The 21,712-nt window shown below is 57.0% G+C and carries 18 protein-coding genes; 11 read left to right on the top strand and 7 right to left on the bottom strand.

Annotation, left to right across the window (positions count from 1 at the left end):
* Nucleotides 1-8: 8 nt before the first annotated feature.
* The 3 genes from ACR0M9_RS10610 to xylF form a co-directional block, all read right to left on the bottom strand.
* A complete protein-coding gene (locus ACR0M9_RS10610) occupies nucleotides 9-806 on the bottom strand; it encodes an ATP-binding cassette domain-containing protein (RefSeq protein WP_209504341.1) in 798 nt (265 codons plus the stop codon).
* The gene (locus tag ACR0M9_RS10605; protein WP_267364641.1) at nucleotides 806-2,104 is read right to left on the bottom strand and encodes a sugar ABC transporter permease; all 1,299 of its coding nucleotides are present in this window, start codon (nucleotides 2,102-2,104) and stop codon (nucleotides 806-808) included. The genes ACR0M9_RS10610 and ACR0M9_RS10605 overlap by 1 nt, the downstream gene beginning before the upstream one ends.
* Before the next feature lie 76 nt (nucleotides 2,105-2,180).
* Nucleotides 2,181-3,200 carry a D-xylose ABC transporter substrate-binding protein gene (gene xylF, locus ACR0M9_RS10600; protein ID WP_267364640.1) on the bottom strand — a complete coding sequence of 340 codons (1,020 nt, stop codon included), beginning with the start codon at nucleotides 3,198-3,200 and terminating at the stop codon, nucleotides 2,181-2,183.
* A 152-nt stretch (nucleotides 3,201-3,352) separates the two neighbouring features.
* On the opposite strand from xylF, the gene ACR0M9_RS10595 reads away from it, so the two are divergent.
* Both ACR0M9_RS10595 and ACR0M9_RS10590 read left to right on the top strand, forming a co-directional pair.
* Nucleotides 3,353-4,570 (top strand): ROK family transcriptional regulator, encoded by a 1,218-nt coding sequence (locus ACR0M9_RS10595; RefSeq protein WP_480773544.1) that lies wholly within the window; start codon nucleotides 3,353-3,355, stop codon nucleotides 4,568-4,570.
* On the top strand, nucleotides 4,560-6,071 hold the full coding sequence (locus tag ACR0M9_RS10590) for a CRTAC1 family protein (RefSeq protein ID WP_480773543.1): 1,512 nt from the start codon (nucleotides 4,560-4,562) through the stop codon (nucleotides 6,069-6,071). Before ACR0M9_RS10595 ends, ACR0M9_RS10590 begins: the two co-directional genes overlap by 11 nt.
* On the opposite strand, the gene ACR0M9_RS10585 is transcribed toward ACR0M9_RS10590, so the two are convergent.
* The 3 genes from ACR0M9_RS10585 to xylB are packed head-to-tail and all read right to left on the bottom strand — an operon-like array spanning nucleotide 6,072 to nucleotide 9,771.
* Nucleotides 6,072-7,370, bottom strand: coding sequence for a cytochrome-c peroxidase (locus tag ACR0M9_RS10585; protein WP_480773542.1), 1,299 nt, complete (start codon nucleotides 7,368-7,370; stop codon nucleotides 6,072-6,074).
* The gene (locus ACR0M9_RS10580) at nucleotides 7,367-8,314 is read right to left on the bottom strand and encodes an aldose epimerase family protein (RefSeq protein WP_480773541.1); all 948 of its coding nucleotides are present in this window, start codon (nucleotides 8,312-8,314) and stop codon (nucleotides 7,367-7,369) included. Before ACR0M9_RS10580 ends, ACR0M9_RS10585 begins: the two co-directional genes overlap by 4 nt.
* The gene (gene xylB, locus ACR0M9_RS10575; RefSeq protein ID WP_480773540.1) at nucleotides 8,314-9,771 is read right to left on the bottom strand and encodes a xylulokinase; all 1,458 of its coding nucleotides are present in this window, start codon (nucleotides 9,769-9,771) and stop codon (nucleotides 8,314-8,316) included. Before xylB ends, ACR0M9_RS10580 begins: the two co-directional genes overlap by 1 nt.
* 342 nt (nucleotides 9,772-10,113) lie before the next feature.
* Between xylB and ACR0M9_RS10570 the strand changes: the two genes are divergently transcribed.
* Both ACR0M9_RS10570 and ACR0M9_RS10565 read left to right on the top strand, forming a co-directional pair.
* Entirely contained in the window at nucleotides 10,114-12,543 is a 2,430-nt protein-coding gene (locus ACR0M9_RS10570; protein ID WP_480773539.1) for a GcvT family protein, read from the top strand.
* 31 nt (nucleotides 12,544-12,574) lie between these two features.
* Nucleotides 12,575-13,585: an Ldh family oxidoreductase gene (locus tag ACR0M9_RS10565; protein WP_209596692.1), complete on the top strand. Its 1,011-nt coding sequence runs from the start codon at nucleotides 12,575-12,577 to the stop codon at nucleotides 13,583-13,585.
* Between the two features lie 167 nt (nucleotides 13,586-13,752).
* Here the strand turns inward: ACR0M9_RS10565 and ACR0M9_RS10560 are convergent, their stop codons facing one another.
* Nucleotides 13,753-15,678, bottom strand: a complete 1,926-nt coding sequence (locus ACR0M9_RS10560) for an FAD-dependent monooxygenase (RefSeq protein WP_480773538.1) — start codon at nucleotides 15,676-15,678, stop codon at nucleotides 13,753-13,755.
* A 136-nt stretch (nucleotides 15,679-15,814) separates the two neighbouring features.
* Between ACR0M9_RS10560 and ACR0M9_RS10555 the strand changes: the two genes are divergently transcribed.
* The 7 genes from ACR0M9_RS10555 to ACR0M9_RS10525 all read left to right on the top strand — a co-directional run bounded on the left by ACR0M9_RS10555 (nucleotide 15,815) and on the right by ACR0M9_RS10525 (nucleotide 21,711).
* On the top strand, nucleotides 15,815-16,258 hold the full coding sequence (locus ACR0M9_RS10555) for a MarR family winged helix-turn-helix transcriptional regulator (protein ID WP_480773537.1): 444 nt from the start codon (nucleotides 15,815-15,817) through the stop codon (nucleotides 16,256-16,258).
* Nucleotides 16,259-16,596: 338 nt separating this feature from the next.
* On the top strand, nucleotides 16,597-17,637 hold the full coding sequence (locus tag ACR0M9_RS10550; protein ID WP_480773536.1) for a TRAP transporter substrate-binding protein: 1,041 nt from the start codon (nucleotides 16,597-16,599) through the stop codon (nucleotides 17,635-17,637).
* 58 nt (nucleotides 17,638-17,695) lie between these two features.
* A complete protein-coding gene (locus tag ACR0M9_RS10545) occupies nucleotides 17,696-18,280 on the top strand; it encodes a TRAP transporter small permease (protein WP_480481631.1) in 585 nt (194 codons plus the stop codon).
* Complete coding sequence (locus tag ACR0M9_RS10540) at nucleotides 18,277-19,590, top strand: TRAP transporter large permease (protein WP_209504353.1); 1,314 nt, start codon at nucleotides 18,277-18,279, stop codon at nucleotides 19,588-19,590. Before ACR0M9_RS10545 ends, ACR0M9_RS10540 begins: the two co-directional genes overlap by 4 nt.
* Nucleotides 19,591-19,681: 91 nt before the next feature.
* On the top strand, nucleotides 19,682-20,446 hold the full coding sequence (locus ACR0M9_RS10535; protein ID WP_480773535.1) for an SDR family NAD(P)-dependent oxidoreductase: 765 nt from the start codon (nucleotides 19,682-19,684) through the stop codon (nucleotides 20,444-20,446).
* A gap of 10 nt (nucleotides 20,447-20,456) precedes the next feature.
* The gene (locus tag ACR0M9_RS10530; RefSeq protein WP_480773534.1) at nucleotides 20,457-21,224 is read left to right on the top strand and encodes a crotonase/enoyl-CoA hydratase family protein; all 768 of its coding nucleotides are present in this window, start codon (nucleotides 20,457-20,459) and stop codon (nucleotides 21,222-21,224) included.
* A 4-nt stretch (nucleotides 21,225-21,228) separates the two neighbouring features.
* On the top strand, nucleotides 21,229-21,711 hold the full coding sequence (locus ACR0M9_RS10525; RefSeq protein ID WP_480773533.1) for a MarR family winged helix-turn-helix transcriptional regulator: 483 nt from the start codon (nucleotides 21,229-21,231) through the stop codon (nucleotides 21,709-21,711).
* Nucleotide 21,712: the final 1 nt, after the last annotated feature.

The raw sequence follows: 21,712 nt of genomic DNA, 5'->3' as shown, positions 1-21,712 counted from the left end.
CGTTTACCTCATTCCGTCTTTTCGCCAGGCTTTTTGCCCAGAATGATCATCGACAGCAGATCGTCGTCCGTGACATCGGCGATGTCGACAGTGCCAACCAGTTGCCCGTTTTTCATGACCGAAGCCCGGTCGCACAACTCCATCACTGCATGCACGTCGTGGTCGATCAGGAATATCCCGATCCCCTGCGCCTTGAGCTGTTGGATCAGGTCCGCCACCATCTGTGTTTCGTGTGGGCCAAGCGCGGCTGTGGGCTCGTCCATGATCAGGATACGCGCGTTGAAGTACACCGCACGCGCGATGGCCACCGACTGCCGCTGACCGCCGGATAGCGCCGAGACCGGGTCATTGAACTTCTGAAAGTTCGGGTTCAACTGTGCCATGATCTTGCGGCATTCGGCCTCCATCGCGGCATCGTTGACCAACCCGAAGGGCGTGACCATCTCCCGCCCCAGGAAAAGGTTCGAACTTGCATCCAGATTGTCCGCCAAGGCCAGCGTCTGGTAGATCGTCTCGATATTGTTGGCACGCGCATCGCGGGGGTTGTTGATCTCAACCTTCTTGCCGTCGATCAGGATCTCTCCGTGGTCCTTCTGATAGGCACCCGAAAGCACCTTGATCAGCGTAGATTTACCGGCCCCGTTGTGGCCCAGAAGGCCCACAACCTCGCCCGGGTACAAGTCGACCGAGACACGGTCCACCGCCTTGATGCCGCCGAACGAAATCGAGATATCGCGCATTTCGACAAGAGGAGGCTGGCCGGACCCTCGGCCCGAAGTTTGGTTCTGTGTTTCTTGTGCTTGCATCATTTCGCTCCCAGACGTTTGCGATAGACGATGTCGATATAGACGGCCAAAACCAGAACGGTGCCCACGACGATGTTCTGAAACGGTGCGTCAACGCCAACCATAGCCATGCCCGATTGAAGCGCCTGCATGATCAGCGCGCCTAGGATCGCGCCGTAGATCGTACCGATACCGCCCGACAAGGCGGTGCCGCCGATCACGGCCGCAGCAATCACGCGCAGCTCATCCAATGTGCCGATATCGTTCGAGTGGTTGGCCAGACGGGCCGAGGCCACGACCGCGGACAGCGCACACAGAAACCCCATCAGGGCAAAGATCTTGACGGTCATCATGCGGGTGTTGATGCCCGACAGTTCCGCCGCATCCGGGTTGCCCCCCGTGGCAAAGATATAGCGGCCAAATCGGGTTTTGCGGGCCACAACAGTCAAGGTTACTGCAACAAGGATCAGGATCAGAACCGAGATCGGGATACCATAACCCACAACAAGCCCTTCAGGCATGGTCTCGCCCCGCGCTTCGAACATACGTTCCAGCCTGCGTGTGGGGATCGAGTAACTGTTGACGATCAAGACATAGCCCATAATGGCGATGCCAATGATCCCTGCCAAAGTTGTTTCGGCCCAAACCGGTTTCACAGGGAACCCATGGGCAGCCTTGGAGCGGCGTCCGCTCCACAACGCCCAGACCGCAATAGCGGTGGCGGCAAGGCCGAACAGAAGGCTGACCGTTGTTCCCAACGTCCCGTTGGTTCCGCCAAATATCAGGAACGTGCTGTCCAGCGGGCCGATTGTCTGGCCGTCTGTCATGTACCAGGCGACGTTGCGCCAGACCAGAAAACCGCCAAGCGTCACGATAAAGGCCGGTATGGTCAGATAGCCTACCATCCAACCGTGGAATGCGCCGATCAAGGTTCCGACTGCGAGGCCGACAACAAGGGTGATTGCCCAAGTCGCCGGGTGATTTAAACCTAACCCCAGCACGTTCGGCAGAAGTTCGGTCTGTGTCATCGCCATGACGGCGGATGTGGTCGCCAGCAGCGCGCCGACCGAAAGATCAATGTGGCGCATCACGATAATGAACACCATGCCGCAGGCCATTATCGCGACCGAGACGGTCTGGATCGACAGGTTGAACAGGTTTCTGGGCGTCAGAAAACGGCCATCCGTTACGATGTTGAAGCCGATGCACAGGATGATGAAGGCGCCGATCATGCCCAATAGCCGCATGTCCAGTTCCAGTTGCTGGAACAGGTTGGCCTTTGCTTTTTGGGGTACCGGCTGAGACGAAGTTTCGGTCATATCCGATCTTTCATGTTCAGCTATGGTCTCTGGCCCGGCCTTGCGGGCCAGAGACGTTATGGTTTGGAGACTTGACTTAGTTGCAGGGTGCAGGGCCGTTTTCGACGCCTTGGCACAGGTCTTCCAGCGGAATCCAGCCAGCATCGACCACAACGGAAAGGTTGTCTTTTGTGATCGGCACAGGCGCCAGGAAGACAGACGTCATCTCAGTCCCACCGGGCGAAGTCCAGCTGACCGCGCCTTCGACGTCCGCCGCAGCCGTTCCACCGCTCAGCGCGACCGCGATTTCACCTGCGGCCTTGCCCAGCTCACGTGCGTCTTTCCAGACCGAAACGGTTTGCGTGCCTTTGGCCACCCGGTTCAGCGCCGCATGGTCGCCATCCTGACCCGACACCGGAATGCCGTCCATACCTTGTGCGGTCAGTGCAGCAACTACACCGCCTGCGGTTCCGTCATTTGACGCGACCACAGCATCAACTTTGTTTTCGTTGGCGGTCAGGATCTGTTCCATGTTGCGCTGCGCGTTCGCAGGCAGCCAGCCGTCGGTATAGGCTTCGCCAACGATCACAATGTCACCACTGTCAACAGCACCCTGAATGATCTCCTGTTGACCACCGCGCAGGAAATCCGCGTTCGGGTCGGTGGGCGAGCCCTTGATCATCACATAGTTGCCCTTGGGCATGGCGTCGAACACCGCACGCGCCTGCATACGACCGACTTCGACATTGTCAAAGGTCAGGTAGAAGGCCCGATCATCTTCGATCAGACGGTCATATGCGATGACTGGGATACCTTCGTCGGCCGCTGCCTGAACAGCCGGTCCGATGGCCTGGGAATCCTGCGCCAGAATGATCAGCGCATCAACGCCCTGGGCGATCAGACTTTCAATATCCGACAACTGCTTGGCCGACGACGATTGCGCATCTGCCGAAATATACTCGGCACCGCCCGCCTCAAGCGCGGCTTTGATTGCCGCTTCATCGGTTTTCCAGCGCTCTTCCTGGAAGTTCGACCAGCTGACACCGACCGTGGTTTCTGCAAACGCAACCGTCCCCATCAGGACAGCCACAGCAGAAGCGCTGAGAATTCGTTTCATGATTTCCTCCCGGTTTATCGAGCCATCGCTTCATGATTCGTGGCTCTCACAATTCTGAGTAGCATATTTATTTCAGTCAGTAAAATATTTATGCTACCCGAAAGAAGAAAAACCGCTTACGCTTGGGAAATCACCAGATTCGCGAGGGCAGGATGCTGAAAAGCAAGGTTTCTTCAAACGCTACGGATCAACGAAACATCACCCGCTTGCGCGTGCTGGAACAAATCCGGTCGACCGGAGCGATATCGCGGATCGACATTGCAAGCGCGCTTGAGACCAGCCCAGCGACAGTGACAGCGGCAACGTCAGATCTGCTTTCAGCTGGTCTGATTCAGGAAATCGAAAGCGAAACACCGTCAAAATCCGCGCGCCGCGGCAGACCACGTGTGCTGCTGAAACTGCATGGCGGATGTCACTTGATTGCAGGTGTAAAAGTGGCCCGGCACCAGATTTCAGTCATCCTGGTCGATTTTGAAGGCACCGAGATCATCTCCTACACACATCCGTTGGAAGAGGCCCGGATGGCCCCGGAGGCGTTTGCAATAAAGATATGCACGGCGCTGGAACAGGCCTGCGCGTCTGCAAGCTGGTCCCTGACAGAGGTCTCCGGCGTCTGCATCGGGATTGCCGGACTGGTCGACGCAGAGCGGAATTTTGTACATTGGTCATCTTCGCTGACAGAGCGCAACGTGGATCTGAGCCCGCTTCTGTCCCAAACGCTCCCCTGCCCCGCATTTATCGAGAATGACGCCAATCTGGTTGCAAAGGCCGAACAGCTTTTCGGTCTTGGCAAAGGGCTGAAGAACTTTCTGGTTGTCACGATAGAACACGGCATTGGTCTGGGCATTGTTTTGGATGGCAAGCTTTATCGCGGCGAGCGCGGCTGCGGCGCGGAATTCGGGCATGTCAAAGTTCAGCTGGATGGCGCATTGTGCCAGTGCGGGCAACGCGGATGCCTTGAAGCTTATGTTGGGGAATATGCCCTGATCCGCGAGGCAACCATTGCCAGCCGGGCTACTGACCCGCACACTCTTGCTGATATTCACGCAGCCGCCCAATCCGGTGATGCCCGGTCCATTTCAGTTCTGTTCCGCGCTGGCCAGATGTTTGGAATGGGGCTTTCCAACTTGATCAATCTGTTCGATCCGGAATGTATCATCCTGTCCGGCACCCGAGGCAGCTTTGAATACCTGCATTCTGAGGCAGTGATGACCCGTATCAAAAACGGTGTCGTCAGCGTTGACGCGCCACTGCCTGAAATCAACGTGAACCATTGGGGGGATTCAATGTGGGCAAAAGGGGCAGCAGCCTATGGGATCGAACAAGTCTCGATCCTGAAAGTCAGGGAACTGGCGGAAAATGCGAGTTGAACTGACGATCCTGCTAGCGACAGCGTCTGCCGCCACGGCCGACATCAACCTTCCGCAGTTTCACAGCATCGACGTCCCCAGCCATGTTTACGACGGCGGGTGGGAGCACTTCGTGGGCGGAGGCATCGCCGTTTTCGACTGCAATGGCGATGATCGGTCCGACCTGTTTGCCGCAGGGGGAACCAACCCGGCGCAATTGTTTGTCAACACATCAGGACCCGATGTCAGTTTTCGGTCAGAAACGCCAAGCGCACTGTCCCTGACCGGCGTGACTGGCGCCTACCCAGTGGATATCGATGGGGACGGGTTTCTGGATCTGGCGGTTTTGCGCGTTGGCGAGGACGTTTTGTTGCGTGGCAAAGCGAATTGCGCATTTGAACCGTTCACCTCGTTGAATTTCCAGTCTCAGGATCACTGGACCACCGGTTTTTCCGCCACCTGGGAAAGTGGTCAAACCCTGCCGACACTGGCTTTTGGAACATATGTCGACCGAACCAATCCCAATGGCCCGTTTGAAACCTGCGGGCCGACGCTTTTGTATCGCCCCGAAGGGACGGCCTATGGCCCGCCTCTCCACCTGGTACCGGGACATTGTTCCTTGTCCATTCTGTTTTCCGACTGGGCGCGCACCGGGCGCGCGGACTTGCGTGTCAGTAACGACCGCCATTACTATGTGCGCGGCGGGCAAGAGCAGCTTTGGGCTATGGAAGACACGCCACGCCTTTACGCGCCGGAAGATGGGTGGCTGCCCTATTCGATCTGGGGCATGGGGATTGCATCAAGGGATATATCAGGGGACGGCTTCCCGGATGTTTACCTGACCTCGATGGGAGATCAGAAGTTTCAGATCTTTGATCCCACTGCAGAGGGGCCGACATGGCGCGACGCGACTTATGACCGAGGGACAACGGCGCACAGGCCGCATGTCGGTGGCGATGGTCGCCCGTCAACCGGCTGGCATGCGCAGTTCGGCGACGTCAATAACGACGGGCGCGACGACATATTTGTCGCCAAGGGCAATGTCGAACAGATGCCCGATGCGGCGCAAACCGACCCCAACAACCTGTTGCTGCAATCCGCAAATGGTCAGTTTTTCGAAGCTGCCTCAGCGGCGGGTGTCGCCTCTATGGGCAAGTCCCGCGGTGGGGCCCTGGCGGACCTGAACGGGGATGGATCGCTTGATCTGGTCGTGGTCAATCGCGGGTCAGCGCTTGAGGTATTTCAGAACGAACAACAGCTTGGAAACTGGATTCAGGTTGATCTTGGCCAGGATCGTCCCAACCGCGCAGCTGTCGGAAGCTTCATCGAGGTTAAAACCACCGACGGAATTCAAACACGGGAAGTGACCATTGGCGGCGGTCACGCAAGCGGCATCTCCGGGCTTCACCACTTTGGCCTGGGCAACGCGGACGAACTGGCGCTGCGGGTTATCTGGCCAGACGGCACAGTTGGTGATTGGCAGACCTTCAGAAGCAACCAAGTGCTTCGCATCGACCGATGATCATTGATCAACAGGCAAACCGCTGGGCACATGCGCAGGCACACCCTGCCGGACTGCCGGGTCTTCCAGTGTACTGAGGAAACTCAGAATGGCGTTCACCTCGTCATCACTCAAGCTGATTGGGGCCAGTTCATTCGACGCTGCAATCGCCTCGGTCAGCGTGGGGTCGAGCAAGGCTTTTTGATCATCCGCGCCCGGAAACTCTGGCAACGCTGCTTTTTCGACCGAATAGCTGCGCAAAGCTGCGACCGGATCCAGATGATGACGGACAACATCTTCAAGCCGCGCGTAGGCTCCGTTGTGACCATAGGGTGCCGTAAGGGTCACATTGCGCAAGGATGGCGTGCGAAATGTGAAGGCGTCATCCGCATTGCCCGTCACACGCAATCGCCCGTCATCGCGAACATGGTTCTCGAACCGGGCGGCTTTTCCCGGCCCGATTTGCGGCATGGCGATAGAATGAAATCCATGATCCGTCTGGAACCAACCGGAATGGCAGGTGCTGCACCCGGCTTTGCCGTAAAAAAGGTCGAGCCCCATTTGTGCCTGTTCGGGCAGCGCCTCTTTCCCCTGCATCGCGCGATCAAACAGGCTGTTGTCAGCGCGCCATTCAAAGGCGATGAAATCGGCAATGATATTGGCGATTGCGGTAAAAGTGATCTCTTCTCCGGGCGCGAGCTGGTCAAAGCGCGCCCTGTATTCCGGGATTGCGGCAACACGCGCCGCGATAAGCTCCCATGCGCCGTCCTTTTGGGTCAGCAACCCAAGACGTACGGCTTTGCTCACTTCGTTTTCCGAATAGTGGCCGGCCATTTCGTCAGCCGACAAGACCGGGAACATCGCTTGCGCGGCCAGTGCAGATTGGAAGCCCGGCCTCATATCTGTGCCCAAGGGCGTTCGGAACCCGTCAGGCTGTGACGGGTCTGCCTCAAGACGCCCGTCATGAAAGAAGGTGGTGAATTCCAGCGCCCCAAGGTTCCACAGCCCCGGTGCATTTCGGGGAATGCGCTGCTCGGGCATGTTTTCCTGATCAAGCCTGCGCGTTGCACCCAGCCCCACACCGCCTTCGCCGATACCCAGAGAAAGCGCGTCTGACGTTCCCAGTTTCGGATGATGACAAGTGGCGCAGCTGATGTTTTTGTTCCCCGACAGGATCGGGTCGTAAAACAGCAACTGTCCCAGTTCGACCTTGACAAGGTCCGGTTCTACAAATTGAGGAAGCGGCCCGAGGTCTTGCGCCTGCGCCGCCGACAGTGTCACGCAAAGGGCCAGAGCATACACCGATATCGCAACTTTCATGCCTGATCCTCTGCGATTTCCAACGTCAGAACTTGTTTATACGGATTGTCCGGAGAATAGATGACGGACGGAAACAATGGGTGGTTCACAGCGTCCGTGTAACCGGAAGGCTCAATGCAAAGCCCTGCGCATGGCGTGAAAGGATCGGACAGGTGCGCGGCGGAATAGACCTGCGCGCCGGGCTGATCAGAGTAGGTATTCATGCGTAAACCTGACGGTGTTTCGACTGTGGCAACCGGTCGACTGAAATTGCCCGCCTCTTCAAACACGAAGTAGTGGTCAATGCCGCGCCCCTCATCACCGATAATGCGCGGGGATGAGAAATCCAGCGCTTGGTTTTCGATCTCATCCACGATGCCTGTCGGAGTGGAGCTGTCGTCCAGTTCCAGTACCCGCTTGGAATTCAGGGTCAATCGGCTGTCAAGAATACCGCTTTGGCACCCAAGAGTATAGTAATTGTGCTGCGCAATGCTGATCGGCGTAGGCCGGTCCGGCCATGCGGTGATCGTGTAATTCAGCCGTGGAAAAGCCAGCTCGACATGAATCTCGAACCTGATTTCTCCGGGAAAACCGTCAGCGCCGTCAGGTGACGTCAAGGACAGAACCGCACGGTTCGACTTGGTCTTCCTGATAATCCAGTGGCTGCGTGACAGCCCGACCACACCGCCATGCAGCGTGTTTTCCCCCTCATTCGCCGTCAAGCGATAAGCGGCATCCTGCATATTAAACTTTGCGCCACCGATCCGATTGGCGACGCGACCCACGATTGCGCCTATGTAATAAGGGTCGGTCAGATATTCCTGCGGGTTTGGATAGCCCAGGATCAAGGGCGTTTCACCGATCCACCACCCTTGTGTGATCGCCCCATAGCTCAGCAGGGAAACCGACATCACACCATCTTCCAGAACAACCTGTTCGATGGGTAGGGAAGTGACGCCCTTCATCATGGCGCAGACAGGGGGGATAGAGCGGCATAGAACCGGCGGTATCTTTGATATTCAGCCTCATAGGCGTCGAATAACCCCGCGCGCGGCTGAACAATTTCTGAGGTTTCTGGCGATGTCATGAGCTCCGCCGGGTCTGCACCATTTACTGAACAGGCAGCAAGGCGCGCCGCTCCGATGGCGGCTCCGAATTCACTGCCTTTGGGCAAGGCAAGCGGAATGTTCAGAACAGTTGCCAGCGTCTCGACCCAGAACCGGGATCGTGCACCCCCGCCGACGACCATCAGGCTTTCAGGCTTTGTTCCCGTGCTCCTGAGGGCTTCAAGGCAATCACGCAGCGCGAACGAGACACCTTCCATCACGGACTGTGCAAGATCCGCTGGATCTGACGCAATATCCAGCCCCATGAATGCCCCCCGGATGGCGCTGTCATTATGAGGGGTACGTTCCCCCGACAGGTATGGCAGGAACATTGTCTTCGACGGCCCGGTGACGGTATCCGGCAACGCCGATGCGAGTGCACCAACGGATTGGCCGAGGTTCCGGGACAGCCAGTTCAGGCTGTTGGTCGCCGACAGGATGACGCCCATTTGAATCCAGCGCTCCGGCACCGCGTGGCAGAAGCAATGAACCGCCGTTTCTGGTGCGGGCGCGTAACTGTCCTTGGCAACCAGCAGCACACCCGACGTTCCCAGCGATAGAAAACCGCTGCCTTCGGCGATGCTTCCAATACCACAGGCCGCCGCTGCGTTGTCACCTGCCCCACCTGCAACAACAACGGGTCCGGTCAGACCCCAGTGCTGCAAAATCTCCGCCCTCAGCTCGCCCCCGGCGGCGCTGCCTTCGACCAGTTCGGGCATCTGATCCCGACGCATGTGGCTTAGCTCAAGCGCTGTTTCCGACCATTCACGGCATCCGACGTCCAACCACGCGGTACCCGCGCTGTCAGACATGTCGCTGACGTATTCTCCGGTCAGCCAGAAGCGCAAATAATCTTTGGGGAGCAAGACTTTGGCGATCTTTTCAAAAACGTCAGGTTCATGCCTGCGCACCCATTCCAGTTTAGGCGCAGTGAAACCGGGAAAAACGATGTTTCCGGTGATCGATCGCATCGCGGAAAGCGCATCCAGCTCGGCAGCTTCGCGGGCAGACCTTGTGTCGTTCCAAAGGATACAGGGCCTCAAGACGCTACCATTTCGGTCCAGAAGCGTTGCGCCATGCATATGTCCGCTCAGACCAATGCCGCGCACTGCCGAAAACGCAGCGTTGTTTTGCCCGCGCAACTGGGCAACGACCTTTTGACACGCTTCAACCCAATCCGCAGGTTCTTGCTCTGACCAGCCCGGATGCGGTGTCGATGTATTCACGCTTGCTTCGGCCTCGGCAACGACGCCGCCGTCTTCACTGACCACAATTCCCCGAAGACCTGACGTCCCCAAATCAAGACCGAGATACACCTGCTCCTCCCACTTGTAAGCCGCAATACGTAGGCAACAGAAACCCAGTTTTGCAAAGGTATCAGGTTTCACTGGCACAGTTTGCGCTAACATAACAAGGTGAAACAACACAAGGCACATAAAAATTGATGCCGTGCTGGACAGCACCGAATGACCGGGACCCAGACAGCGACCAATGCGAAGGCACCCGGTGAGAGGTGACCTGAACTAAGCCGCAGGAGAGATTTTTTGCGATTGTCTGGCGCCATGTTTCCGTAAAAACTTCGGAACGTTCTCATCTTACTGATTTCGGGCAGGCAGAGCGTCTGACACCATGATCAGTCGCAAGAAGGAAATCGGCAAATGAAGTCACATGCCAAAGTTGTTGTCGTTGGCGGCGGATGTGTGGGCGCGTCCATTCTGTATGGGCTGACACAGCACGGCTGTAGCGATGCGGTGATGCTGGAACGGACCACGCTGACCTCAGGCTCGACCTGGCATGCCGCAGGTCTGCTGGTCACCTTCGTGCGGTCCCATAACGTGTCGAAGATGACGATGGAAACCATCCGCATCTATTCCGAAGTCGAACAGAAGATGGGTGCATCGGTAGGCTTGCGCAAAGTGGGTCAGCTGCGCGTTGCCAACACCCAGGAACGTTGGGATGAATTCCAGTCATATATCTCAATTGCCGAGGCCGCCGGTGTACCCTGCAAACTTTTGACGCCGGCGGAAATTGCCGATGTTCATCCCCTTCTGAGCCAGTCCGAGCATATTCGTGGCGGTATTCTGCATACCGAGGACGGCTATGTGAACCCGGCCGACATCACCATGGCAATGGCAAAGCTGGCGCGGGACGCAGGTGCCAAGGTCTTTCAAAACACCGAAGCACGGGCGTATGAAAAGCTGGAAAGCGGTCATTGGAAAGTGACCACCAATCAGGGAGAGATCACGTGCGAGCATCTGGTTTTTGCCACCGGCAACTATGCCCGCGAAAATGCCCGGCGCGTTGGGCTGGACCTGCCCTGCATTCCCATCATTCACCAATACTGGACCACGGAAACCGTTCCGCTGCTCAAGGAACGTCGCGCGCAGGGTCTTCCCGAGTTCCCGATCTTGCGGGATGAGGATTACGGCGCATACCTGCGTGAAGATGTGGGCGGCATTCAGTTCGGGCCCTATGAATTCACCAAAGACCTGAAGCTGTTTGCCGAAGACCACGTGCCACCTGACTTTGGCGCAGACCTCTTGCCCGAGGATTTCGATGCCGTTGAAACCCAATGGGAGCGGGCAATCGAACGGGTGCCAGTTCTAGGCGAGGTGGGCATCAAGGCCAACACGCGCGGCCCCTTCCAAATGACGCCGGACGAATTGCCACTTGCCGGACCAGCGCCGGGGCACAAAAATCTGTGGCTGGCCGAAGGGATGCCCGGTGGCATTCTGTGGGGCGGCACCGTGGGCGAACGGCTGGCCCGCTGGATCATCGATGGTGATCCGGGCATGGACATGTCGGAACTGGATCCGCGTCGTTTCTCTGACTACGCCTCCAAACGCTGGACCATGGATAAGGTTCGCGAAACCTGGGGCACACATATGAACGCGCATATCCCCGGCGAAGATTTCCCGGACGCGCGCCCAATGAAAACCGTGGGGTCTTACGATCTGCTGACGGCGCATGGCGCAGTCTGGACCAGCTTCAACGGCTATGAATTCCCGCGCTGGTTCGCCAAATCGCCGCAAGAGGCGATCCCCGAACATTCTTTCCGCCGCGCCAATCACATGGAACGCGTTCAGGAGGAAGTACGTACCACCCGCGAAGAGGCCGGGTTCATCGAGATGTCGCCGATGACCAAGTTTACTGTACGCGGACCCGGCGCAGCGCGGTGGCTGGGCGGTCTGATGGCAAACAAAATGCCCAAGGTGGGCCGGATGAGCCTGTCGCTTTTGCTAAACCCCAATGGTGGCATGGATGCGGAATACACAGTTGTCCGCTATGCCGAGAATGATTTCTATCTGGTCTCGACCCCGAATTGGCGCGCCTATAACTGGGATCAGCTGCAACGTCTGTTACCACAAGATCAATCGGTTATCCTTGAAGACGTTTCGGAACAGTTGGGTGTGATCGCTCTGGCCGGTCCCAAGGCGCGCGAGATTTTGCAACCGCTGACCGACAACGATTTGTCGAATGCTGCTTTTCCCTGGCTCTCTGCGCAAAAGGGTGAAGTGGGCTATTCCAAAGACGTTCACCTGCTTCGGGTATCTTACGCAGGCGAGCTGGGTTGGGAACTGCACCATCCTGTCGGGTATAACCGCCACCTTGTCGACCTGCTTTTGAAAGCCGGTGTAAAACCCTTCGGTCTTGAGGCTTTGGAATCCATGCGCCTTGAAAAATCCTATCGCGCCATCAACCGCGAGATCTGCAAGGACATGACACCGTATGAGGCCAGCCTTGATCGGTTTGTTGTCACCGAGGGGCGCGAGTTCATCGGAAAAGCGGCGCTGGAGAAGCAGAGAAGCGAGGGCAATCACAAACGGCTGGTCACGTTGAAACTTCCCTTTGGCGAAACTTCGGTGATGTTCGATGAGGGTGTTTATGCAAACGGTGAACTGATCGGGCGCGTTACGTCGGGCGGGTTCTCTTATTATTGCAACCACGACATAGCGATGGCACTTGTACCAAACGATATGACCGCGCCGGGTACAAGGATGCAGGTGTTGGTCCATAACGAAATGCGCGATGCCGAGGTGATCGATACTTGCGCCGTTGATCCCACCAACGCGCGTGCGCGTGCCTAACCCCTGAAGTAAAAAGACTGGATTTGAAATGATGACCGAACAATCGACCAAAACGCTTTCTCTTGCCGAGGTTCGGGCGCTGGCGAAATCCGTACTAGCTTCTGCTGGTGTAAACGCACAGGGCAGCGATATTCTGGCCGACATTGTTACCCGGTCCGAGCGGGACGGACCGCGCAGCCACGGATTGCGTATGCTACCGGTCTATGTCCAAAGCTTCACCTCGGGCTATGCAAACGGCAATGCGAAACCCAAGATAGAAAAGGCTGCCCCGGGCGTTCTGCGCGGTGATGCCGATAACGGATATTATCAGGTCGCCGCAGCAGAAGCCCGCGACACGTTGATCGAAATGGCGCAGGAATACGGCATTGCCGCGTTCACCTGCGCAAATTGCCACCATCTGGGCGCGTTGCGGTTTGACACCGAACCGCTGGCCGAGGCTGGTCTGGTAGCTTTCGCCGTGATCAACTCATTGTCCATGGTGGTGCCGCAAGGCGGGGTGCGCCCGGTTTTTGGCACCAACCCGATGTCTTTTGCCTGCCCGCGCGAGGACGGTGCGCCGATAGTCTGGGATCAGGCGTCTTCAATGGTTGCTTTGATGGATATCCGCATGGCCGCAGCCGAGGGGCACGACCTGCCCCGCCCCGCCGGGCTGGATCCTGACGGCCAACCCAGTACGGACCCGAACGCCATCCTGGAAACCCGCAGCCTGTTACCTTTTGGCGAGCACAAGGGCGCCGCAATCGCTTTCATGGTTGAGGTGTTGGGTGCCGCCCTGGCTGGTGGAACCCTTTCCGTGGACAATCAAGAACGCGAGACGTTCGGAGCCCTTAACATCAAAGGCGGTGCGACACTGATAGCGATTGATCCGACGCGGTTCGGCAACGCGGACTTCAATCAATATATCGCGCGCATTTGCGCAGAAATTGTCGGCAATGGGAACGCCCGTGTTCCGGGTGATGGGCGTCTGGCCAAACGGGCGGCAGCCGAGGCTGACGGTGTTGTGGTGAGCACCGAGGTTCTGGCCGCGTTAAACGCGTCCTGAAATACCCGCGCTTAGCTGACTGGCTAGAGAGCCTTCCTGCGACACGGGCGGCTTCAAGTGCCAATCCAGATTTGCCCAGGCGGTAATCTTGCCGAACCATGCACCGATGCAACAATCCATTCTCCCCCCGGAGCCTCTGTCCATTGCGGTCTAAGACGTCGCACTTATCAACCGCCGCCCGAAACAAACAGCCTGGAGAAGAAGTCAAACAGGTCAGCGTGACACTCTAATGGCAGGATATGCGCCACATATTGGTCCGGCCTGACGACGACCATACAGCCCTTTATCCGGTCAATTCCGCGCATTTCGTAGATGTCTTCGCGCCTCTTGTGATCAACACAAAAAACCTTTTCGAAGTCGCGCAGGCGGTACCTGCCCTTCTCGGGTTTCAAAAGAGACGGCATATCTTCATAATTCAGCGATTTGAAATCCTGCGGGAAGATGGCCCGAAGGTCTATCAAACCGTCGATGTCTTCGTATGGGCGCGTAAACCGTCGGAGCGGAGAGTTCGAATCGCTTTGCAAAGCCTCGCAAAGCCGATGGATCGATCCGCCTTGCGTACCTGCGTCTCCCTGTCCAGCGAAGGCATAGAGCCTCCAACGCGCATCCGTTTCGGCCACATGTCCCAATTGCATGGGCATGGCATCCGCAAGCCGGACAACTGGTGCGGAATGAAATCGCTTGCCTATTACCAGCCCACGCGCCAGATGCTGGTGAACCGGTTCGGCGACCAAGTCCGAAGGCCCATAGTGAACAGATAGCCCGCCGGTGAATTCCAGATTTTCGATAAACTGTTTTTGAAATCGGGGCATATCAGTGCCGTCAAGCTCTGACTCGCCCGGTGGTGCACTCATGGTCCGGGCCCATTTATGGTCGGTTTCGACCAGTCTTTTGGCCTCTTGCAAACGCTCGGCCGAGTAGCTGTGAAGAAGATCAGGCTTTGATCTTCCCGTCAGCACATGCACCAGTTTCCAGCCCAGGTTGAAAGTATCGCCCATCGACACGTTCATCCCCTGACCTGCCTTGGGACTATGCGTGTGGCAGGCGTCGCCCGCCGTGAACACGCGCGGGGTGCGTGTTGCAATTTCATGCTGCGGGACATCGTCGAACTTGTCGGTCAACCTATGCCCAATCTCGTAGACCGACCACCAAACGACTTCTTTTACGTCGATGGAAAAAGGACGCATGATCCGGTTCGCGGCAGCGATGATATGGTCAGCCGTCAGATTGCGGTTGGCGACCCGCTCATCCGGGTTCAGCTTGTCAAGCTCGACATACATTCGGAACAAGTATCCGCCCTCGCGCGGAAGGATCAGAACGTTTCCTTCCGAAGCCGATTGAACAAGGCATTTCCGCCGCAAATCGGGAAAATCGGAATTCGCCAATATGTCCATAACGCCCCACGCCTGGTGTGCTGCGTCGCCTTGCAGCTTACCCCCGATAGCCCTGCGCACTTTGCTGCGTGCACCGTCACAGCCTACGACATAGTTCGCACGTACTGTAAGCCGTTCAACCACGTCGCCATTTTCGCCCAGGCGTTCAAGCTCTGCCCTGACAGGGTGATCCGTGGAACCGGTATCAATCGTCAAATCGCTGACACGAAGCCCGTAATGGGGTTGCAGCCGCGTTGGAGCGTTTCTCATCACGTCCAGAAACAGCTCATGAATCCGGGCCTGATTCATCAAGGTATGTGGCATCTCGGATTGATCGTCGGCCACGTCCTGCACCGTGCCCGCCCGGCGGATGTGGCCCGGGCTTGTGGGATCGGGCGTCCAGAATGCCGTTTGGTTGACCCAATATGCTTCACGCTTCACTTTCTCAGCGAAACCAAACGCCTGAAACATCTCCATCGAGCGGACGTTGACGCCATCCGCCTGGCCTTTCTCCATCGGACCCGGCTTTTGATCCACGATCATTGTCGAAATCGCTGCAAACCCGGCCAGTTGCGCCGCAAGGCAAAGCCCGGCCGGTCCACAACCCGCTATCAGAACATCAACCTTTTCGGGGATGGTTGCGGGGTGGTTGTGGTGACCGAACGCAGCCGGTTTGATATCCGGATCACCCGGACGAAATCCATCAACGTAATATTGCATTGCCCCCTCCTCCGCAGGTTTACGCAATTTTAATAACTATACTTACTATTTCTTGTCAACAAAGATATGTACACTCACTAATTGCCGCGGTAGTTCTGGAAAAAGTGACGGCTTAAAGTGATTTCGGAGGTTTTGAATGAGCATTTACGGAATGGCGGGCCACCTCATCCGCAGACTTAATCAGATTTCAACCCACGTTTTCTCGGTCCGGATGCAGGAGGCCGGGATCGACCTTACATCCGTTCAGTTCGCAGCACTTGAAACAATTCGCGCCGAACCCGGCATTGATCAGGCCACAGTCGCGGCGAAAATCGCCTATGACCGCGCAACAATCGGCGGGGTTATCGACCGGCTGGAGCAGAAAAACTACGTCAAACGCTCGGTCAGTCAACGTGACAGACGCGCGCGAGAGGTCACCTTATCCGAAAAAGGAAAAGACATCCTAGCGGCAGCTGCGCCAGTCGTAATTGACCTGCAAAGCGAGATCCTCGAAGGGCTAACTCCGAATGAACGCGAAACTTTCCTGAAGCTCGCAGGCAAGGCAGTTGAAGCTGCCACCGACGATAACACACGGTCTTGAATTCCACCGCGGGCGCTGGTCCAATTGAAACAGGGAAAGCAAATCCACCGTTTTCGCGCTTTAGTTACCGAAAACAGAAACTAAAATCTAAGAAATCTCAATTTACCTTTGAGCCAACCGAGGGCAATGTAATCCTGAGAGGATAACTTGGCGTCCGCGCATAACCTGTCTGTTGCGTAGCGTTTCGACGAAAAGGTTCACATGTGTGAGCATTCTGTTTTCCGAAAAGGACCTGAAACCAAACACTAAGAAAGTGGATCAAAATCGTTATAAAACATAACTAATATGAGCAATCATGAACAGGGGATGATACTCATAGGTCATCTAGGGAGGAGACCATGACCAACTTGCGCAGAACCATACTCAAATCTGCAGTGGCGGCGATTGCTTTTGGCGCCATGTCAACCACTGCCATTGCGGCCGAAGTGACACTGCGGATGCACCAATTCCTGCCAGCACAAGCCAACGTACCCAAGAACGTTCTGGATGTCTGGGCCGACAAGGTCGAAGCGGATTCGGATGGCCGGATCGAAATTCAAAGGTTTCCGTCCATGCAGCTTGGGGGCAAACCCCCCGAACTGATCGACCAGGCCATTGATGGTGTGGCCGACATTGTCTGGACGGTGTCCGGATATACGCCGGGCCGCTTTCCCCGGACCGAAGTGTTCGAACTGCCGTTCACCATGACGAATGCAGAAGCCGTCTCACGCGCCTATTGGGATCTGGCCGAAGAAACCATGATGGACGATGACTTCAAGCAGTTCAAAGTTCTCGGGCTCTGGGTGCACGGGCCCGGTCTAATCCATTCAAAGGAGCCGATCGAAAGCATCGAAGATCTGAACGGTGTAAAGCTGCGCGCACCGACACGCGTAACGAACGGCCTTTTCAGCTCGCTTGGGGCAACCCCCGTTGGCATGCCTGTTCCCGCGGTACCTGAAGCGCTGTCTAAAGGCGTGATCGACGCAACTGTGATTCCCTGGGAAGTGACAGGCGCCCTGAAGGTCAACGAGCTGGTCGGGAACCACACGACCTTTGGCGACGACACGCTATATACCACCACCTTCATCTTCGCGATGAACAAGGACCGCTGGGATGCATTGCCGGATGATCTGAAGGCCATCATCGACGCCAACTCGGGCGCTGAATTCTCGGCCTTCGCAGGCAAGCAGATGCAGGCCGATGATGACGGGCCACACAAGCAGGCGATGGAACGCGGCAACAACATCATCACGCTGAGCCCGGAACAGGTTGCGGAATGGAAGGCAGCATCACAGCCGACCACTGACGCCTGGATCGCCGAGATGGATGAAAAAGGTCTGGACGGAACCGGCTTGCGCGCCCGCGCGCTCGAACTGATTTCGCAATACTCCGGCAACTGATCCGGTCGCTCTTCCGGCGCTATTTCCCGCTGGGAGAGCAATCCCTTTGGAGTTGATCATGCAGAAACTGGTTGAGCGCATCGCGCGCTTCATGGCCGTTCTCGGCGGTGTGGTTCTGACTGCGCTGGTCCTGCTGACCTGTGTCAGCGTGCTGGGGCGCGGCTTGAACACGCTGGGTCACTCGGACATTCTGACGTCACTGTCGGAAGCAGCGGCAAATGCGCTGATTGCATCGGGCGTCGGGCCGGTGAATGGCGATTTTGAACTGGTCGAAGCCGGCGTTGCGTTCGCCATATTCTCGTTCCTGCCGATCTGCCAGCTCTACGGCTCTCACGCCACGGTCGATGTATTCACAAACGCCCTTCCGGCTAAGGTGAACAAGGTGATCATCACGTTCTGGGAAATCATCCTGTCGCTTGTCATCCTTTTGATTACATGGCGCCTGTTTGTCGGCATGCAAAACAAGCTGGACTATGGTGAAACGACCTTTCTGCTGCAATTTCCGGTTTGGTGGGCCTATGGGCTAAGCTTTGTTGCCGCCCTTGTCGCATCACTTGTTGCTGTCTATTGCGCCGTCGCGCAGGTCATCGAGCTTGTCACCGGGCGTCATATCCTACCCTATCGCGGGGAGGCCGCACATTGACCATGCTCGAACTGGGCTACGTGTCCTTTCCCGTACTTCTGATCATGATTTTCCTGCGCGCGCCGATTGGCCTTGCCATGTTGCTGTGCGGGATTGGCGGGCTGTATTTTGCCATGGGTGGCACCAGCATGTTCATGGCCAAGCTTAAAACCGAAACCTACTCTACCTTCTCCAGCTATTCGCTGACGATCATTCCGATGTTCCTGCTGATGGGGCAGTTCGCGACATTGTCGGGCATGTCTTCGGCCTTGTTCAAAGCGGCTGAAAGCTGGTTGGGCCACCGCAAAGGAGGCGTCGCCATGGCGGCAGTTGGCGCTTGTGCCGGATTTGGCGCAATATGCGGGTCCTCCCTGGCCACCGCCGCGACGATGAGCCGTGTCGCGCTGCCCGAACTGCGCCGCTACGGCTATTCCGGCGGGTTTTCGACCGCAACGCTTGCTGCTGGCGGCACATTGGGCATTCTGATCCCGCCTTCGGTGATCCTTGTGATCTATGCGATCCTGACGGAACAGAATATCGCCAAGCTGTTTCTCGCGGCCTTTGTCCCCGGCATTCTGGCAGCGCTCGGCTATATCATCACGATTTCGATCTATGTGCGCATGTATCCTGACGCCGCCGGCACCCGCGAAGCGATCCCATATCCTGAACGCGTACGGGCACTGCTGGATGTCTGGCCTGTCCTGCTGGTTTTTGGCCTTGTTGTTGGTGGCATCTATCTTGGCTGGTTCACCCCAACCGAAGGCGCAGCCGTGGGGGCGGCGGGAACCGGGTTGATCGCTCTGATCTCGGGCAATCTGAACTGGCAGGTCTTCGTCGAAAGCATCATTGCCACGGCCTCAAGCACGGCGATGATCTTCTTCATCGTGTTGGGCGCAGGGCTGTATAACAGTTTCCTAGCGCTCACTCAGGTACCGCAGGAACTGTCTGGCTGGGTCGTTGGACTTGGGCTCAGCCCGTGGATGGTGTTGTGCCTGATCCTGGTGTTCTATCTGATCTTCGGGTGTCTGATGGACAGCCTGTCAATGATCCTGCTGACAATCCCGATCTTCTTTCCGGTCATCAGCGCACTGGATTTCGGCATGAGCCCCGAACATGTGGCCATCTGGTTCGGTATTCTGGTTCTGATCGTTGTCGAGGTCGGGCTGATCACCCCTCCGGTCGGAATGAATCTGTTCATTATCAACGCTATGGATCGTTCAACCCCGATGACCCAAACTTACAAGGCAGTGATGTGGTTCGTCACCTCTGACATCATTCGGGTCATGATCCTGGTGCTGTTTCCAGCCATTACCCTGTTCCTGATCCCCTAGCTTAGACACCAACAGCGGTCCGGAGCAGGCCCATCCGAAAATAGGTATGAGATACAACAATGATTGAGCATACTAAATTGGAGAGAGCACCATGCAGTTAAGTGGATGTGTCGCGCTGGTCACCGGCGGCGGAAGCGGGTTGGGCGCTGCAACGGCACGGCATTTCGCCACCAGCGGAGCAAAGGTTGCCGTTTTGGATTTCAATGCTGACGGTGCGAAGGCAGTCGCTGACGAAATTGGTGGCCTTGCCCTGCAAGCCGATGTCAGTGACGAGGCCTCCGTCAGTGCCGCGTTTGAGACGGCAGTATCCCATTTCGGGTCGGCGCCCAGAATCGCCGTCAGTTGTGCAGGCGTCGGCATGGCGGCCAGGATCGTTGGGCGCGAAGGCAAGCTGTCATTCGACGTGTTCGAGAAAACTCTGCGCGTGAACCTTTTTGGCACCTACAACGTGATGAGCCACGCGGCGAGACACATGGCCGGTCTCGACCCGTTGGCTGACGGTGAACGCGGTGTGATCATCAACACGGCGTCGGTTGCGTGGCAGGACGGTCAATTGGGTCAAGCCGCTTATGCCGCGTCCAAAGGGGCAATCGCTTCGATGTGCCTGCCTGCCGCGCGGGAACTCGCACAGTCGGGTATTCGGGTGATGGCCATCGCACCCGGCCTGTTCCACACGCCAATGATGGAAGGCTTGCCGGAAGAGGTCACTGCCAAGATCACTGCGAACATTCCTTTCCCTGCCCGCCTTGGCGAAGCGCGCGAGTTCACAATGCTCGCCGAACAGATCGTTGAAAACCCGTTTTTGAATGGCACCACTATTCGACTTGACGGCGCCGTTCGTCTGCCGCCCCGGTAAGGAGTTCCCCATGGACAGCCAAATCCTGAACATTGAGGTCAACGGATCCATCGCGACCCTGACCATGAACCGCCCAGACAAGCGAAACGCGATGTGCGAGGAACTGTTGGGCGCGCTGGATGATTTCTTTTCTGCACCACCCAAAAATGTGCGTGTGGTGATCCTGACCGGAACTGAAGGGCACTATTGTTCCGGGTTGGACCTGTCCGAGCATGTTCATCGTACAGCCGAGGAAAACCTGCATCATTCCCGTCACTGGCACAGCGTCATGGACAAGATCCAGTTTGGTGGGCTTGCGGTTGTCTCGGCCATGTTTGGTGCCGTGATCGGCGGCGGGCTGGAGCTTGCAGCGGCAACACATGTTCGCATCGCTGAACCTTCGACGATCTTTCAGCTTCCCGAAGGCCGCCGCGGAATATTTGTCGGCGGCGGTGCGACCGCGCGGGTCGGTCGCCTGCTGGGGGCCGATCGGATGACCGAGATGATGCTGACCGGCCGCAAATATGGTGCCGATGAAGGGGTATCGCTGGGGCTGGCACATTATAGCGTTGGTGAAGGCGAGGCTTTGGCGCTGGCCCAAACGCTGGCAGGTAAGATTTCCCGAAACGCGCCACTGTCAAACTATCTGATGATTCAGGCGGTCGCACGGATCAATGAAATGTCGCAAAACGACGGGCTGTTTACTGAATCTCTGGCTGCGGCCCTGTCGCAAACAACACCCGATGCGCAGGAGGGGCTGCGGGCCTTTCTCGAAAAGCGCGCCCCGAACTTCAGGTGAACACATGAAAAGGAAACATGAACACACGCCAGAAGACGGCGCGCCAAACACGATTAGCGATGCTACGCTGCGGGGGTTTGTCGGGTATCGCATGAAACGGGCCTTCAATGTGGTGCAGGAAGATCTGACAACAACTCTGCGCCCCTTTGATCTGCGAATGCTGACGTATACGGCACTGGTTCTCATCGTCGATAACCCCGGATTGCGGCAGTCCCAACTGGCTGATGCAATGGATATCGAGCGCCCGAACCTTGTCGTTATCATTGATGAACTGGAGCGCAGGGAACTGATCGTCCGCGACCGGGTACCCACCGACCGGCGCGCCTATGCCCTCAGGACGACATTGGCGGGAAGGCAATTATATGAAAAGGCCGTCACCGCGGTTACCGCCCACGAAGGCAAGCTGCTGGCCGGTTTGGATGACGCAACCATCACCACCGTTTTCGATGCCCTCAGGACGATCGAAAAAGCGAGGGAAAGGGGCTGAT

This window comes from Ruegeria sp. CH2 (assembly GCF_056537065.1).
The sequence above is the reverse complement of the archived record's forward strand: the minus strand, read 5'-3'. Positions and strand labels throughout refer to the sequence as shown.